At 54.8% G+C, this 15,623-nt stretch carries 19 protein-coding genes; 14 read left to right on the top strand and 5 right to left on the bottom strand.

Annotation, left to right across the window (positions count from 1 at the left end; all coding sequences use genetic code 11):
- Positions 1-7 precede the first annotated feature (7 nt).
- The 8 genes from NR121_RS18335 to NR121_RS18295 are packed head-to-tail and all read left to right on the top strand — an operon-like array spanning position 8 to position 8,439.
- On the top strand, positions 8-793 hold the full coding sequence (locus NR121_RS18335) for an ABC transporter ATP-binding protein (protein WP_174351675.1): 786 nt from the start codon (positions 8-10) through the stop codon (positions 791-793).
- Positions 793-1,872, top strand: coding sequence for a nicotinate-nucleotide--dimethylbenzimidazole phosphoribosyltransferase (gene cobT / locus NR121_RS18330; protein WP_174351707.1), 1,080 nt, complete (start codon positions 793-795; stop codon positions 1,870-1,872). The genes NR121_RS18335 and cobT overlap by 1 nt, the downstream gene beginning before the upstream one ends.
- Positions 1,869-2,435, top strand: a complete 567-nt coding sequence (gene cobU / locus NR121_RS18325) for a bifunctional adenosylcobinamide kinase/adenosylcobinamide-phosphate guanylyltransferase (protein ID WP_054818681.1) — start codon at positions 1,869-1,871, stop codon at positions 2,433-2,435. The genes cobT and cobU overlap by 4 nt, the downstream gene beginning before the upstream one ends.
- A 20-nt stretch (positions 2,436-2,455) precedes the next feature.
- On the top strand, positions 2,456-3,463 hold the full coding sequence (cbiB, locus tag NR121_RS18320) for an adenosylcobinamide-phosphate synthase CbiB (RefSeq protein ID WP_256831674.1): 1,008 nt from the start codon (positions 2,456-2,458) through the stop codon (positions 3,461-3,463).
- Positions 3,436-4,266, top strand: a complete 831-nt coding sequence (cobS, locus tag NR121_RS18315; RefSeq protein ID WP_137671156.1) for an adenosylcobinamide-GDP ribazoletransferase — start codon at positions 3,436-3,438, stop codon at positions 4,264-4,266. Before cbiB ends, cobS begins: the two co-directional genes overlap by 28 nt.
- A gap of 4 nt (positions 4,267-4,270) precedes the next feature.
- Positions 4,271-6,940 carry a cobyric acid synthase gene (locus tag NR121_RS25195; protein ID WP_174351672.1) on the top strand — a complete coding sequence of 890 codons (2,670 nt, stop codon included), beginning with the start codon at positions 4,271-4,273 and terminating at the stop codon, positions 6,938-6,940.
- A 3-nt stretch (positions 6,941-6,943) separates the two neighbouring features.
- The gene (locus tag NR121_RS18300) at positions 6,944-7,510 is read left to right on the top strand and encodes a cob(I)yrinic acid a,c-diamide adenosyltransferase (RefSeq protein WP_054818682.1); all 567 of its coding nucleotides are present in this window, start codon (positions 6,944-6,946) and stop codon (positions 7,508-7,510) included.
- Positions 7,507-8,439 carry an RluA family pseudouridine synthase gene (locus NR121_RS18295; RefSeq protein WP_054818683.1) on the top strand — a complete coding sequence of 311 codons (933 nt, stop codon included), beginning with the start codon at positions 7,507-7,509 and terminating at the stop codon, positions 8,437-8,439. Before NR121_RS18300 ends, NR121_RS18295 begins: the two co-directional genes overlap by 4 nt.
- A gap of 56 nt (positions 8,440-8,495) precedes the next feature.
- Here NR121_RS18295 and NR121_RS18290 read toward each other — a convergent pair whose 3' ends face one another.
- Positions 8,496-9,242 carry a YdcF family protein gene (locus NR121_RS18290; RefSeq protein ID WP_256831672.1) on the bottom strand — a complete coding sequence of 249 codons (747 nt, stop codon included), beginning with the start codon at positions 9,240-9,242 and terminating at the stop codon, positions 8,496-8,498.
- Between the two features lie 215 nt (positions 9,243-9,457).
- Between NR121_RS18290 and NR121_RS18285 the strand changes: the two genes are divergently transcribed.
- The 3 genes from NR121_RS18285 (at position 9,458) to NR121_RS18275 (ending at position 12,183) form a co-directional block, all read left to right on the top strand.
- The gene (locus NR121_RS18285) at positions 9,458-9,838 is read left to right on the top strand and encodes an arsenate reductase family protein (protein ID WP_054818684.1); all 381 of its coding nucleotides are present in this window, start codon (positions 9,458-9,460) and stop codon (positions 9,836-9,838) included.
- 18 nt (positions 9,839-9,856) lie between these two features.
- Positions 9,857-10,933, top strand: a complete 1,077-nt coding sequence (locus NR121_RS18280) for a site-2 protease family protein (protein ID WP_054818685.1) — start codon at positions 9,857-9,859, stop codon at positions 10,931-10,933.
- 65 nt (positions 10,934-10,998) lie between these two features.
- A complete protein-coding gene (locus NR121_RS18275; RefSeq protein WP_074728853.1) occupies positions 10,999-12,183 on the top strand; it encodes an aminotransferase class I/II-fold pyridoxal phosphate-dependent enzyme in 1,185 nt (394 codons plus the stop codon).
- A gap of 91 nt (positions 12,184-12,274) precedes the next feature.
- Here NR121_RS18275 and NR121_RS18270 read toward each other — a convergent pair whose 3' ends face one another.
- The gene (locus NR121_RS18270; RefSeq protein ID WP_256831669.1) at positions 12,275-12,553 is read right to left on the bottom strand and encodes a hypothetical protein; all 279 of its coding nucleotides are present in this window, start codon (positions 12,551-12,553) and stop codon (positions 12,275-12,277) included.
- Between the two features lie 165 nt (positions 12,554-12,718).
- Positions 12,719-12,979 carry a hypothetical protein gene (locus tag NR121_RS18265; protein WP_054818687.1) on the bottom strand — a complete coding sequence of 87 codons (261 nt, stop codon included), beginning with the start codon at positions 12,977-12,979 and terminating at the stop codon, positions 12,719-12,721.
- Positions 12,980-13,036: 57 nt separating this feature from the next.
- Here NR121_RS18265 and NR121_RS18260 point away from each other — a divergent pair, with 57 nt between their 5' ends.
- Positions 13,037-13,228, top strand: a complete 192-nt coding sequence (locus tag NR121_RS18260; protein WP_054818688.1) for a hypothetical protein — start codon at positions 13,037-13,039, stop codon at positions 13,226-13,228.
- 68 nt (positions 13,229-13,296) lie between these two features.
- Here NR121_RS18260 and NR121_RS18255 read toward each other — a convergent pair whose 3' ends face one another.
- Positions 13,297-14,181 carry a 5'-3' exonuclease gene (locus NR121_RS18255; protein ID WP_256831666.1) on the bottom strand — a complete coding sequence of 295 codons (885 nt, stop codon included), beginning with the start codon at positions 14,179-14,181 and terminating at the stop codon, positions 13,297-13,299.
- A gap of 39 nt (positions 14,182-14,220) precedes the next feature.
- Complete coding sequence (locus NR121_RS18250) at positions 14,221-14,445, bottom strand: hypothetical protein (protein ID WP_054818689.1); 225 nt, start codon at positions 14,443-14,445, stop codon at positions 14,221-14,223.
- Between the two features lie 384 nt (positions 14,446-14,829).
- Here NR121_RS18250 and NR121_RS18245 point away from each other — a divergent pair, with 384 nt between their 5' ends.
- A complete protein-coding gene (locus NR121_RS18245; RefSeq protein ID WP_256831665.1) occupies positions 14,830-14,985 on the top strand; it encodes a hypothetical protein in 156 nt (51 codons plus the stop codon).
- A complete protein-coding gene (locus NR121_RS18240; RefSeq protein ID WP_309144126.1) occupies positions 14,943-15,317 on the top strand; it encodes an XdhC family protein in 375 nt (124 codons plus the stop codon). The genes NR121_RS18245 and NR121_RS18240 overlap by 43 nt, the downstream gene beginning before the upstream one ends.
- Positions 15,318-15,623 lie beyond the last annotated feature (306 nt).

The raw sequence follows: 15,623 nt of genomic DNA, 5'->3' as shown, positions 1-15,623 counted from the left end.
CGGCGCGATGATTCAAGTAGATGTGGAAGAGGTGTCCAAGGCATTCGGAGCGCGGGAGGTGCTCCGGGGAGTCCGCTTTCGGGTGAAGCCCGGTGAATGGTTCGGTATTCTGGGACCCAACGGAAGCGGGAAATCGACGCTGCTTCATCTGATTACCGGCCTGGAGCCGGCGACTGCGGGAAATGTGCGGCTGGATGGCAAGCCTGTGGCATCCTGCTCAAGGAAAGCCTTGGCGCGGCAGATCGCGGTGCTGGAGCAGGATGCGCTGCCGCCGCTCGGCTTCACGGTGCAAGAGGTGATCGAAATGGGACGCTACCCGTATCAAAACTGGCTGGGAGACGAAACGGCGGATGCCGCTGCGCTGGTAGAGCGGATTATCGCTTGGCTGAAGCTGGACTCCCTGCGGGAGCGAACCATCGATCATTTGAGCGGCGGTGAACGTCAGCGTGTAGCCTTGGGGAAAGCAATGGCGCAAGAGCCCAAGCTGCTGCTGCTGGATGAACCGACAACATTTCTGGATATCGGGTACCAGGTCGAAATGATGGATATGGTTCGCAAATGGCAGCAGGAATGGGGGATGACGGTCATTTCGGTGCTGCACGATCTGAATTTGGCCGCTCAATACTGCGACCGTCTCCTTCTGCTGCATGAAGGAGCGACGGCGGGAATCGGTACGGCTGAAGAGGTGCTTCGTGCCGATCTGCTGGAGCAGGTGTACGGAACGCGGCCTCACATTCTTGCGCATCCGGACAGCGGTGTTCCGCAAATCTTACTGGGAAAGGGAACAAGATGATGAGCAATAACCGATTGGAACAAATCATTGCGGGTATCGCCCCTTTGGATAAACGGAGTATAGAGGAGGCGGCGCGTCATCTCGATCAGCTGACCAAGCCGCCGGGAAGCTTGGGCAGACTGGAGGAGGTGGCCAAGCAGCTTGCGGGAATCCGCGGGGAGCCGATACCGGATCTGGGGAAAAAGGCGGTCGTCGTCATGGCTGCGGATCACGGCGTATGCGAAGAAGGCGTCAGCGCCTATCCGGCCGAGGTCACGCCGCAGATGGTGCTTAACTTTCTGAATGGGGGCGCGGCGGTGAACGTGCTTTCGCGCCACGCCGGAGCCGACGTTCTGTGTGTCGATATTGGTGTGAACGCGGAGCTTTCCGATTCACGGCTAAGGTCTCATAAAATTCGCATGGGCACGGCCAATATGGCTAAGGGGCCCGCGATGACGCGGGAGGAAGCGGAGGAAGCGGTTCTGGTCGGTGCGGAGATAGCCGCTGAATTGGTGCGGGATGGCTACGGCTTGATCGCCACCGGAGATATGGGCATCGGCAACACGACGGCCAGCTCGGCCATCTTGACCGTACTTGGGGGTACGGATGCGGCCGAAGCCGCAGGGCGAGGCACCGGAATCGATGACGAGCGCCTGCGGCACAAGCAGGCTGTGATTCGCCAAGCGATCGAGCTCAATCGTCCGGATGCAGCCGATCCGATGGACGTGCTGTCCAAAGTGGGGGGGCTTGAGATCGCCGGCTTGGCCGGCGTCATCCTGGGGGCGGCCAAGCACCGCTGTCCGGTCGTCATCGACGGGTTCATCTCCTCGGCTGCCGCTTTGGTCGCAGCCCGATTGGCACCGCTCAGCGTACGGTATATGATCGCCTCGCACCTTTCGCAGGAACAGGGACACGCGCGTCTGCTCGAAGAAATCGGACTGACACCGATGCTTGTGATGGACATGCGGCTTGGCGAGGGTACGGGCGCCGTCCTTGCTTTTCCGCTGATTGAGGCTGCGGTCAAGATCATGAAAGAAATGGCGACCTTCGCCAATGCGGGTGTTTCCGGTGCGCTTCCTGCGGAGCAGCTGCAAGGATGAGCCGGCGGGGACTGAAGGTGCTTGTAACGGGCGGGGCCCGCAGCGGGAAGAGCTCTTTTGCGGAAAGCTATGCGGCAACACTTGGCGCACAAGGTCTTTACATCGCCACGTCGCAAGCCTATGACGATGAAATGAAGGAACGCATCGCGATGCACCGCCGGGAACGGGATGAACGAGGGTTTCCGTGGATTACGGCGGAGGAGCCGTATGATCTCGCCGGGGCGCTTCTTAGGGCGAAATCGCCCGTCGTGCTTGTCGATTGCCTGACGCTGTGGCTGTCCAATTGGCTGCTGAGGCTGGAACAAGAGCCGGAGACCGGGCGGTTGGACGGGCTTGAGGCCAAAATTGACGAGCTGGCGGAGGTATTCGGTTCGCTCGACCGTCCGGTCGTTCTGGTTACCAATGAGGTAGGCAGCGGTCTGGTGCCTGAATATAAGCTCGGTCGGGTGTTTCGGGATCTGTCCGGGCGAATGAATCAGCGGCTGGCCCGCATAGCCGACCAAGTGTTTCTGGTCACGGCGGGAATTCCGGTGGAACTGAAAAGCCGGGCGTTTCACTATTAGTACGGTGCGGAGGAACGGACTTGCTGTTTTATAGTTTGCAAGAGTTGATGTGGATGGTGCTTGCGGCGATAGTGATCGACTGGGTCATCGGGGACCCCGCATGGCGTTGGTTGACACACCCGGTCGTTTGGATCGGGCGGTTGATTGCATATTTGGAAAACCGCCTGTATCCGATTCCGGTGAAACAGGAGAGTGAATCGGCCGCAGAGGCGCGCCGTGCCCGTTTGCGCGGAGCGGTACTGGCCTTCTTGACGATCGGTCTGTCTGCCGGAAGCATTTGGCTTATGGTATGGCTGGCGGATCAAGTACATCTATGGGTTGGTTATGCCGCCAGCACCTGGTTTATCTCGACTACGATCGCCGTCAAGGGGCTGAAGGACGCGGCGATGGCGGTATATAAACCTTTAAGCGAAGGACGTATCGATGAGGCAAGAGAGCAGGTCGGCTTCATTGTCGGAAGGAACACTTCGCAGCTCGACGAGCCTGAAATTACGCGGGCCGCGGTCGAGACCGTAGCCGAGAACATTGTGGATGCATTTATTTCTCCGGTTTGCTATGCCTTGGCGGGAGGCGCTCCATTGGCGATGCTGTACCGCGCTTCCAATACGCTCGACTCGATGGTGGGCTACAAGAATGAAAAATATATTCATTTCGGATGGGCTTCGGCCCGCTGGGACGATGTGATGAACTGGATTCCCGCAAGGCTGGCGGGTCTGCTGATCGTGATGGTTGCGTGGTTCAGCCCCGGGCTTCGTGCAGGAAGAGCCGCGCGTTCGATTGTGCGCTTTGCCCGGCTTCACCCGAGTCCGAACAGCGGCATTCCGGAATCGGCCGTCGCTGGAGCACTGGGTATCGAGCTTGGCGGAGTGAACGTTTACCACGGCCGCACGAGCGAGCGGGCACGGATGGGGTGGCCGCTCAGAGAACGGGAGCGAGAGGACATCCGTCGAACCGTCGGGATATTGTACGGTGTCAGTTATCTGGTTGCGGGGGGATTGCTGTGCGGGCTTTTTTGGCTTTATGGATAACGTGGGGGTCGGCCTGTGCGGCTGCTTTTCAATTTCTGACCCGTCTTCCCGTGCCGGTGAAGCTTGATTACAATGACGCTTTGTTTCGCCGAAGCGTCGTTTTTTATCCTTTGGTCGGCTTGGTGCTCGGAGTTCTTCTGATGGGTGCGGGGAAGCTGCTGTATATGGCTTTGCCTCCGCTTCCCGCCGCCGCACTGCTGCTTTCGGCCTGGGTGCTGCTGACCGGAGCGCTGCATCTGGACGGCCTGATGGATATGGCGGACGGCATATTGAGCCACCGTTCGCGCGAGCGGATGCTGGAGATCATGAAGGACAGCCGGGTCGGCGCTATGGGCGTCGTAGTATGCGCGCTGGTGCTGCTTCTGAAATGGTCTTTGCTGCAGGAGCTTTTTCGCACCGGGACGCTGAGCTGGCTGCTGCTGCCGATGGTTTTGCTGTGGAGCCGGTGGTATATGGTGGTTGCGATTGCCGGCTGGCCCTATGCGAGGCAGGAAAAAGGCGGCGGTATGGGGAGTTTTTACCGCGGCGTCGGATGGAAGCACATTGCGGCCCATAGTGCGCTGGCTGCACTATTATCCGCAGCTGTGCTCCTGACCGCACGGGCGCTGGGTCTGCACTTGGCAGGGGGGCTGTGGCCTATGCTGGCATTTGCGGGATTGACTCTTGGCGGCGGTTATCTGATGAGCGAGTACATTCATCGCAAGCTGGGCGGTTTGACCGGAGATACCTATGGGGCTATGAACGAGCTGCTGGAGGTGCTGCTGCTTCTTTTGCTTGTGTTGATGACGGGACAGGGGGAATGAATGGATGCTGGAGCGATACGGACACGGCGGTGATTTATGGACGGCGGCGGAAACCTTTGGGATGCCCAAGGATCAGTTTCTCGATTTCAGCTCGAACATGAATCCGCTTGGGCCTCCGGAAACGGTGGGATTCATCTTCAGCAGCAGGTGGAAGGAAGTCGTGAACTATCCCGATCCGGCTGTGAGAGAGCTGACGCGCAAGCTGGCGGCAAAGCATAAGGTGGACGAGGACTGCATTCTGGTGGGCAACGGGGCGGCGGAGCTGATCGATCTGGCCGTACGGGTGCTGCGTCCCGGCCTGACAGGGCTTGCGAGGCCGTCTTTTGGAGAATATGAAGAAGCTGTGGCAAAAATCGGCGGGCGGGTGTACGATATTCCGCTATCCGAGGCATCGGGATATGAACTTAAGCTTTCCGATGTAAAAGAGGCGGCAAGCCTGTGCGACTTGCTGTTTCTGGGGCATCCGAACAACCCTACGGGGCGGCTGCTGCCTGGGGAAATCGTGTCCTGGCTGGCGGCAGGCGGCATTCCGGCCATTATTGATGAAGCGTTTCTTGACTTTAGTCCCCGCGAGGAGGAGCTTACGCTGACGCGTACGGCAGCAGAGAGCTCCAGCCTGATGGTCATTCGTTCCATGACCAAATTTTATTCGATCCCCGGTATCCGGCTCGGCTATATTGTAGCGAATCCCGAACGGATTCGCCTGATGAAGCGGCTGCAGGTACCGTGGAGCGTGAATGCTTTGGCGCAGTGGATCGGCAGCAGTGTGCTGGAGGAGCGGGAATACGCGGTGCGCACGCTGGAATGGCTGAAGGAAGAGCGGGAGGTTCTTACCGGAAAACTCCGGAAACTGGGGCTCCGGGTGATTGACAGCGACGCCAATTTTATTCTCTTCTCGCTTCGGCCGCTCGGCCTTACGGTTCAGGCGCTTCAAGCCGAGATGGGACGAAGAGGGATTCTGGTGCGCGATGCGTCGCTTTTTGCCGGATTGGACGAAACCTGGTGCAGAGTAGCGGTCAAGCTGAGGGAACAAAACGAAAAGCTGTTGGCCGGTTTAACCGAAGCTTTGAGCGTTCTGCAGGGCTCGGCGGAGACCGAGGATGCTGTGCCTGCCGCGGTGGGAACTCCTGATCGCGGGCTTGCTCCTACACTCATGATCCAAGGCACGTCTTCGGATGCGGGCAAAAGCCTGCTGACGGCTGCGCTGTGCCGTATCCTGCTGCAGGATGGCCGGCGCGTCGCGCCGTTTAAATCGCAAAACATGTCGCTGAACTCCTACGTCACGCCGGATGGCAAAGAAATCGGCAGGGCGCAGGGGATGCAGGCCGATGCCTGCCGCATTCCCGCGACGACGGATATGAATCCGATCCTGTTGAAGCCGAAAAAGGACATGATCTCCCAAGTCGTCGTGCACGGCAAGCCTTTCCGCGATCTTGACGCCAGGACGTACCGGGAAAAATACCTGCCTGAGGCGGAAAGGGTTGTAAAGGAAGCGCTGACCCGGCTGCGCAGGGATTTCGACGTTGTCCTCATTGAGGGGGCGGGAAGCCCCGCCGAGATCAATCTGAAAAACCGCGATATCGTCAACATGCGGCTGGCGGGCTGGGCGGATGCGCCTGTGCTCCTGGTGGCGGATATCGACCGCGGAGGGGTATTCGCTTCGATTGTAGGCACGCTCGAGATCTTCACTCCGGAAGAAAGATCGCGTGTCAAAGGATTTATCATCAATAAATTCCGCGGGGATATTAGCCTGCTGAAGCCCGGACTGGATTGGCTTGAGCGACGGACGGGGAAGCCCGTGTTGGGCGTGATTCCTTATCTGCCCCAGCTTGAACTTGAAGATGAAGATTCCGCATCATTGGACCGGAGGCTGGCGGAACGTCAGATCGGGGAGAAGCAGCCCGGCATGCTGGACATTGCGGTGCTTCGCCTGCCGCGCATATCCAATTTCACGGATGTAGATCCGCTGGAGTACGAGAGGGACGTTCGCTTGCGGTTCGTGGAGACGCCGGAACAGTTCGGCGAACCGGATGCAGTGATCGTGCCGGGAAGCAAAAACACGGTCGACGACCTTCTTTATTTGCGAAACGGGGGACTGGAACGGAAGCTGGTGGATTTTGCCGAGAACGGCGGGTGGATCGTCGGCATTTGCGCAGGCTATCAGATGCTCGGCTGCAGGCTGCTGGATCCGGAACTGGTGGAATCGAATCAGCCGGAGCTGAGGGGACTGGGCCTGTTTCCGACGGAAACCGTCTTTGCCCGGGAGAAGAGAACGGTGCAAGCTCAAGGAACAACGGGTCTGTACGCCCGGCAGGGACAGCGGTTTCCTATTACGGGTTACGAAATACATATGGGCCAAACTTCGTTTCTTGAACCGGTCGAGCATCCTTTTTTGCTGCTGCCGGCCGCTGATGATACGGAGCCTGCCGCGGATGGGGTCGTGAACGGAGACGGCCGCCGATTCGGCACGTATGTGCACGGTATTTTGCATAATGACGATTTCCGCAGGGCCTGGTTAAACCGGATTCGTGAAAGTAAAGGGCTGGAGCCGGTGCCGGCGGAGCTTCGCTTTCAGGAGCGTCGTGAAGCCGCATTTGACAGGCTGGCGGCGCATGTAAGGCAGCACTTGGATATGGACCGGTTGTATGAGATGATAGATCGCAAGGAGGGATAGCGGATGAGAATATATACGAGGACGGGCGATGCGGGTCAAACCGGCGTGATCGGAGGACGCGTGGATAAAGATGACGCAAGGGTGGAGGCTTACGGTACGGTCGATGAGCTGAACTGCTTTGTCGGACAGGCGATGGGTTTCCTTGACCCGGAGCGGGATCAGGATTTGCTTGCCGATTTGCTTGAAATTCAGCATGAGCTGTTCGACTGCGGCTCGGATTTGGCTCTGCTCAAGCAGGAGCTGCGTCCTTATAAGGTGACGGCGGAGATGGTGGACCGTCTGGAGACATGGATCGACAAGTACGATGCGGAGGCCCCGGAGATTCAGCGGTTTATTCTGCCCGGGGGAAGCCGGGCTTCCTCCGCGCTGCATGTATGCCGGACCGTCTGCCGCAGGGCAGAGCGCCGGGTGGTGACGCTGGCCCGTACACAGCCAATCAATGAAGAAGTGCGCCGCTATTTGAACCGATTGTCGGATTTGTTCTTTACCGTGGCCCGGGCGGCCAACAGCCGCGCAGGGATTCCCGATGTGGAATATGCGCGCAGCGCCAAGGTGTTCCGCCGAAAATGACAAGCTATTACAAACCTCTTCAGTACATCGTGCCGCCGGAGGATGACGGCATGTTGCTCCGGACGGTTTTGCAGCAAAGGATGGGGATTTCCCGCAAGCTGTTGTCCCGGCTGAAGATGACGGAGCAGGGCATTCTGCTCAACGGAGAGCGCAGGTATATCGATGTCAAAGTACGGGCGGGCGACAGGGTGGAAGCCCGCATGGAAGTGGAAACGTCAGATGACATATTACCCCAACCGATCCCGCTCGACATACTTTATGAGGACGAGGAGCTGCTGGTGCTGAACAAAGAGGCCGGCCGAATCGTTCATCCGACGCACGGACATTACACGGAAACGCTGGCCAACGGCGTGGTTCACTATTGGTTGGAAAAAGGGGAAAGGTTCCGTTTCCGTCCCGTTCACCGTCTCGACCAGGAAACGTCGGGGGTGCTGGCCGTTGCCAAAAACGCGTATGTACACCAGCAAATTTCCGAACAAATGCAGACCACCGGGTTGAAAAAAGAGTATGTCGCCTTGGTGCATGGTGTGCTGGCGCTCGATGAAGGAACCGTCGATGCGCCGATCGATCGCGACCCGCTGTCGCCGCATCTTCGTATCGTCACCGACACCGGTTACCCGTCTGTAACGCACTATCGCGTAGAACGCCGCTTCCGGAATGCGACGTGGGTTCGTCTATGGCTGGAGACAGGCCGTACCCATCAGATCCGCGTTCATATGAAGCATCTGGGACACCCGCTCTTTGGTGATAAGCTCTATGGTTTGGAAGAAGCGGAGGAACCGTCAACGTCTGTCTTCATCGGCCGTCATGCGCTGCATGCCGCTGTGCTCGGGTTAACCCATCCGATATCCCGTAAATGGATGGAATTTCATGCTCCGCTGCCGTCGGACATACAGCAGTGCCTGGATAGACTGGAATCAAACGAATAAAGCCCAAAACCGCCGTTCTTCGTAAAGAACCGGCGGTTTTTTGCGTACCGCAAAAGCTACTGCAGCATGCCCAAGTACTCTTTCACCACTAATTGCAATTGATTCATTGCGGCAGAGGACGGTACGAATAACCGGCCCGATAACCCGCCGCCGGTATTGCCTGCCAGATAGTTAACCGGGTAAGGAATAACCTCCACCTGCTGCTCCTTAAAGTGTTTGATGGACCTTGACATGTGAAAAGCGGAGGTGATCAGTACAGGGCGGGTCAATCCCTGCCGTTCCAGAAGCTCTTTGGCGTTCCGGGCATTTTCCTGCGTCGTTCGGCTCCGATCCTCCAGCAGGATGGCCTGTTCGGGCACGCCCAAGGCGATCAGCTTGCGCTTTGCCAGCTGACCTTCGTTAGGGGTATCGGCGAACACTTGGCCGCCGGAAATGAGAACCGGCAGCGGATGCCGGGCGTACAGCTCCGCAGCCGATACGACCCGATGCAGAGTGTAGCCGTTCAGATGTCCTGTACCGTCGATGTCCGGGGTTCCTGCGATGGCTCCTCCGGTGAGTACGACGTAGGTGTCTCCTTCTATGGATGCGGGCGGGGCATAGCGATCTTCCAGCGACCGAAGGGCCGCTTCGCCGATCAGCGGGATCGATGACAAGTACAGCAGGAAAGCGAGGGCCAATGGAATAAGCCACGATCTGCGGCCGCAGCGATAATACAGCCATAATGCGGCAAGCCCTAATAAAAGCACAAAGATGCCGGGCGGAATGAGCAGGCTGTAAACCAGTTTGATAAAATAAATAATCATGTCGTATCTCCTTTTGGAAATTCGTAAGAACGGCTGAATAACCGGGCAGGACGCAGATAATGAATCCGGGAAAGTTGCGGTATTCTTTTCCATTATCGGTATTGCGTCGTCTGATTTCAACTACGGGCTTGCCGCCGCTGATTTGCAGGCGGGCTGCCAACATCGGTATAATGTAAAGTAAAGAAAATCTATACCATGGGACGAGGATGGAGCAGATGAGCAGCAAGCACAAGTTAACCGTATATCAATATCCGCAATGCGGCACATGCCGCAACGCATTAAAGTGGCTGAAGGAGCAAGGATGGGATGTGGAAGCCATTCACATCGTAGAGCGGCCTCCGACCGTATCGCAACTGCAGGAAATGATTCCTTTAAGCGGCCTGGAGATCAAGAAGTGGTTCAACGTATCGGGAGAAGTCTACAAGGAAATGCAACTGAAAGACAAGCTTCCCTCCATGAGCGACGAGGAGAAGATCGCGCTGCTGGCGTCCAACGGCAAGCTGATCAAGCGCCCGGTAGTGACCGACGGTTCCAAAGTAACGGTCGGGTTCAAACCGGAAATGTATGCCGAGGTGTGGGGCCGGGCGGAAGCATAAAAGGAGGGTGATCGAGGATTGCAGCCCAGTCGTAATACAAACAAAGGTAATTGGCTGTGGTATATCGGGGCCGCGGCGGCGTTCCTTCTGACCAAAGGCAAAGGCCTGCTTTCGCTGCTGAAATTCGGTAAAGCCGGCGGGGCGTTGGTTTCTATGTTCATCTCTGTTGGAGCCTATGCTTTGATCTACCCTTGGGGCTTTGCCATAGGCGTGGTGCTTTTGCTCCTTGTCCACGAGTTGGGTCATGTATGGGCCGCCAAGCGCAAAGGCTTACCGGTGACGGCCCCCGTATTTATTCCTTTTCTCGGCGCATTGATCAATATGAAAAGACACCCGAGAGATGCGGAGACGGAGGCTTATGTAGCGATTGGCGGTCCGACGCTCGGGACGCTCGGGGCTGTTGCCGTGTTTGGAGCGGCTTATGCGCTGGATCATCCGCTGCTCTATACTGTGGCCTACGTCGGGTTTTTCCTGAATCTGATCAACTTGCTGCCGATCCATCCGTTAGACGGAGGACGCATCGCCACGGCCGTTACCCGTTGGCTTTGGCTGGTCGGATTGATCGGCGGATTGGTCATTATCATCTATTTGCGTTCGATTTTATTTTTCATCATCTGGGCGATGTTCGCCTACGACCTTTACAAAAAGTATGTCAAAAACCGCAACCGGGGCGAGGAGCGCATGGTGACCGCGAGCTTTTCCGTTCCGGCAGAGCCGTTAATTGCCCAGGGATACATCATTCCCGGAACGGAGCACAAAAGGGAACTTCCTTTCATCACGTATTCCAGTCTGGAGGATGGGCAGCAGTACGTGAAGGTGCTTTGGGACAGCCTTGATTTTCAAGGTACGGTGCCGATGATGAGCCAAGGCATCATCCAGAGGGCGTACGTGACGCGGCTGGAGCATCTTCAGAAGGAAGACGGGCTGCATCTGATGATCCACTGCCGGATCGATTACACACATTATGAAAATGACAAATATTACGAAGTGCCCGCCGCTTCCCGCTGGAAATTCGGTATTGCATATGTGCTGCTTGCCGCGTTTCTGATCGCCATGATGTCGCTTGTGCATCGGTTTTCCGGCCTGACGGTTTAAAGGTCATTTGCTTGATCGAGGCTAACATGTTTAGATCTATTCTTATACCAAAAGAGGTTTTCCGTATGAAACGACTGGAATCGAAACGTTTGGCCGAACTGGGTTCGGCTATTTTTTCTGAAGTGGCACAGTGGAAAAAAGAGGTGGCAGCCCGCGGCGTCGATGTGATCGACTTGGGCATCGGAAGTCCGGATCGTCCTCCTTCGGCAAGGGTGATGCAGGCGCTTGCGGATGCTGTGGCAGACCCTAAGCTTTATGGGTACCCGACATCGGAAGGAAGCCCCGAGTTCAGGCGGAAGGTTGCGCAATGGTACAAACACCGCTTCAACGTGACGCTGGATCCGGAAAGCGAGATCGTCACCCTTATGGGCTCGCAGGACGGCCTCGCCCATCTTGCCATGGCGGTGACCGATCCGGGAGATACCGTGCTGGTTCCCGATCCGGGTTACCCCATTTATGGGGCGAGCCTGGTATTGGCTGGCGTACAGCCTTGCTTTATGCCGCTTCGTGAAAAGAACGGCTTCCTCCCCAAATTGGAGGATATCCCTGAGGAAACGGCAAAGAAGGCCAAATTTATGCTGCTGAATTACCCGAGCAATCCGTTGTCTGCCGTTGCAACGCTCCCGTTCTTTGAACGGCTGGTAGATTACGCAAAAAAGCACGATCTGCTGATTGTCCAGGATCTGGCTTATTCCGAGATGGCTTTTGACGGATTCAGACCGCCCAGCATTCTGGAAGTCGAGGGCGCGAAAGACGTGGCCGTGGAGTTCCATTCCCTATCCAAAAGCTTTAATATGGCCGGATGCCGCATTGCATTCATGGTCGGACAGTCCGATACGGTTCGGGCGCTGCGCGTGCTGAAATCGAATATCGATTATGGCGTGTTTTTGGCGGTGCAGCAAGCGGGCATTGCCGCTTTGGAGGAGGACATGAGCCCGGATAGACGTTCGGTTGCGGAAATGTATGAGAAACGGAGAGACATCGTCATTGACGGTTTGCGCGAGGCAGGCTGGGATATTGCCAGACCGAAAGCGACCATGTTCATTTGGGCACGGATTCCCGACGGATGGACTTCTCGACAAATTTCCCGGGAAATTCTGTATTCGGCCGGTGTTGCGGTCATTCCGGGCGATGCGTTCGGCAAAGAAGGAGAAGGTTATGTACGCATAGCCTTGGTTCAAGAAGAGGAGCGGCTGATCGAGGCTGTTCGCCGGATCGGACATTTTTTAAAAACAAGAGGTTTGACATAGGCGATTCCTTGCCGGTTCGTTCCGGCAAGGAATTTTTTTCTTAACGGTATGGAATCAATAGGTCGCGACTTGCCCTTTGCTGACGTTTTCCTTACTTTGTTTGTGCAGCGAAGCGTGCATCAAAAAAAACAATAGCGAAACGGCTGAAGTGAGGGTCCCGATCACAATCACCGGCAGGACGCCCCCAATGATCATACACATTGCCGTAGATGGTAGGTCTGGTCATTCTGCCCACATTGCCGAAACCGTCGGACAACCCCATATAGAAAGGCGCGGATTTGCCCGTGCGTTCGGAGAAAAAGGTCGGAATCGCAGGAAGCAGCAGCATTTCTCCGATCGTGCACACGATCATGCCGAAAACCAGAAACACGTAGGTCTCGTGAAAAAATTAAAATGAAGCCCAGCCCCAACGTATAACAGACCGCACTGGCCATCGTGGATTTGATCAGGGTGGTTACCGGCTGTCCGGCGAAAATGACAATTCCGTTTACGCTTCACAATAAACTGTACATGGCCAAGGGATATCCTTGCTCCGTTAAATAAGGCGCGATGACGTTGCTCCAGAACGTAAATGACATATAATAAAACAACGCGCCGAGTCCAAGAACAAATATATGTGGAAACGGGTCAAATCACGCAGCGGGCTTTCACTTTTGGCATGCGCCGCCGCAGCGTTTTCCGCAGGAATCTCATCCTGCGCGGAGAATGTCATGAAGAAGAACAGGAACACGGCAAAAGCGAATGTCGGCATTGACGTTACGGCATAAGTCAACGGAAACGAAATCGAGGCGATCAAACCTCCCAAGCACGCTCCGATCGCCAGCCCGGTATTGTTGCCGACATAGCGCTTGGCATGAAGGAAATCGATAAGGACAAACGGTTTGTCATATATAAAGAGCTGCAAAACCTGATTCAGGAAGATGTTCCGCTTGTCACCATCTACTCCGAAAAAAATCTGATTGCGCTGAATAAAGCCATCGAAGGGCGAGGCGGCACCATCTACGGCATGCATTATGATGTAAACGAATGGTCGATTAAACAATAAGCTGCGGGGCTGTCGCCATGAAAATGGCCGGCGGACAGCTCTTGTTTATTCCCAAAGCCCGGGCGCTACTAAGCGCCATACGAATCTATTCTGATTTTCAGTTCCATTTGCTGCAGCCATTCGCCAAGGACATCTTTACGTATGCTTACTTTCAGATCATCCATCAACAACGGATCAAGCTCTGCAATATCGCAGGTGATTTGCGACAGCTCCCTGCTTAAAAGAGCGGTTTCCTTGCCTTGAATCAATTTCTTTTTATGCCGGGACAGGCCGGGCTCCAGTTGTTCGATATTTTCATAGATTCGCTCCAGCGATCCATAATGCTGAATCAGCGGCAGAGCAGATTTTTCGCCAATCCCCGGGCAACCGGGAATATTGTCGCTGCTGTCGCCAAGCAGCGCTTTGACATCTACCCATTGTTCAGGAGCGATTCCATAATCCGCTTGAAAATGGCTCAAGGAGTAAACATATTCTCCTTGTTTGCCCGCAATAATTTGCGAGGTCGTTTCACTCAATAATTGAAACAAATCATGGTCATTGCTGTATATGTAGCAATCTCCGCCAGACCACTTTTTCGACAGAGCCCCCATCAGGTCATCGGCTTCGTAAGGCGACAATGAAATCTGATGAATCCCTATCGCATCCGATGCTGCTTTGCACGTCTCATACTGATGGATCAAAGGTTCGGGGAGTTCAAACCGTGTGGCCTTGTAAAACGGATACTTTTTCCTTCTTGCGGTTTCGTCCCTTTTCACGTCCCAAACCACGGAGAGGTGAGTAATCCTGTGGTCCCTGATCAGGTTGAATATTTTCTGGTAAAACACCCTTAATGCATTGGTGTACATGCCTTTGCTATTTTTTAACTGGTCATCGGTTCGGTTATATGAGGTGGCAAAATGCGCTCTGCTCAACAAGTTAAATCCGTCGATTAATAATAAAGATTGTCCTGTCATCTTTTCGCCACATCCTTTATCTTAAATTGAAGCTGAACCTTACGATCTAATATCGCTCATGGAAACTCGAAATTCGCAGTCGCTTCGCACATAGTTGGTCCCGTTTATTTTAACGCTAATCGGCGTAATCCGTTCAATGGTTCCGCCGTCCTCGACTCTCACCGGAATATCATCAGCGGTACGTTCCCAGACGGATACTTTCAACTGAAACAATGATGCAGCGAATAGTTCCGTATCGGAATAAAGAGCTCTGGTATCTGACATTGTTTTCACCTCAATCTACAATATTCGACGTAGAAATAAGTAATTCCTCTTAAGGATTATGAAAGTATCTTTGCTGCGTTTTTGGGAAGCTGCGCAGGTTTGGACGCCCTGCCGCATGACCGGCGAATAGCCTTCACTCCATCCGCCGGCCGGAAAACGAAATCTGTCGTCTCATCAGATGAAAACAAAAAAATGACAATTATTCCTTTTTATTATATTAATATCTCTTAGATCATCAGTTGGAATGACAGGAGAAAAATCGAATAACCGAATCACTTTAACGTTGGAAAGAATCGACCGGACAGCCGGAGTCAACATGAATGTTGATTTCTGGTGAGTCCGGTTTTTGTTTTGGGTTGATTGCCATTGCGAATGAGATGAAGATTGCAGCAAGTTTCGTTGTTGATTGTTCATGCGGATTATGTGATCACCGTAGACCGGGACAGGCGGATTTACAAGGATAGGGCGGTTGCCATTGACGACGGCAAGATTATTGTATCGGAAAAAGTCATGAAGACATCGCCTATCTTGGGGGTTTAAGCTCGGGAAGCCGCATCCGCAAAATCGTAAAGAGCCTCCGGTCCGACGATGTGACATTGACGCAAGAGAGATTGAACAGGCTGTTTTCCCCCATCGGTTTGGATATCGGGGCCGGGACGCCGGAAGAAATCACGCTGAGCATCATGGGAGAATTGGTGGCACATCGCCGCAGAAGAAGCGGCGGTTTCTTGCGTGAGGCGGCAGGGACATCGCGGAACCTTTTGGCGCTTATGCCGGTGACCGTAAGGGGCGAAGGCACTGCATGCAGTGATATAAATGATTATACGGCCTCGGGACATAGCGACGTGTGCGTACACCCAGGATCCTTTTAGGCGCTCGGAGGAGAGCATGATTCGCCGCATCGTCCGACGGAACGGAGAGCAGAGCACCTATGCGGTGCTTTTTTATTTTGAACGAGCACCAAAACATTGGATAATATGATACAAATATCTAGGTTGGAAAATATAACTGTTGCATCGGGATAGTAAGTATGATAAATTACTAATCCTGAGCTGCTGCGAGGCAGACAGGGTACAAGTCAGACGGTTTCTCTGAGCTTGCGGACGATCCCAAGCATGGAAAACAAAAGACTTGCAAAACGAAATCGAATATGATAGATTATTAAACCGTGACTCCGA

It is taken from the genome of Paenibacillus sp. Pae15 (assembly GCF_024519685.1).
Lineage (GTDB): Bacteria > Bacillota > Bacilli > Paenibacillales > NBRC-103111 > Paenibacillus_G > Paenibacillus_G naphthalenovorans.
The sequence above is the reverse complement of the archived record's forward strand: the minus strand, read 5'-3'. Positions and strand labels throughout refer to the sequence as shown.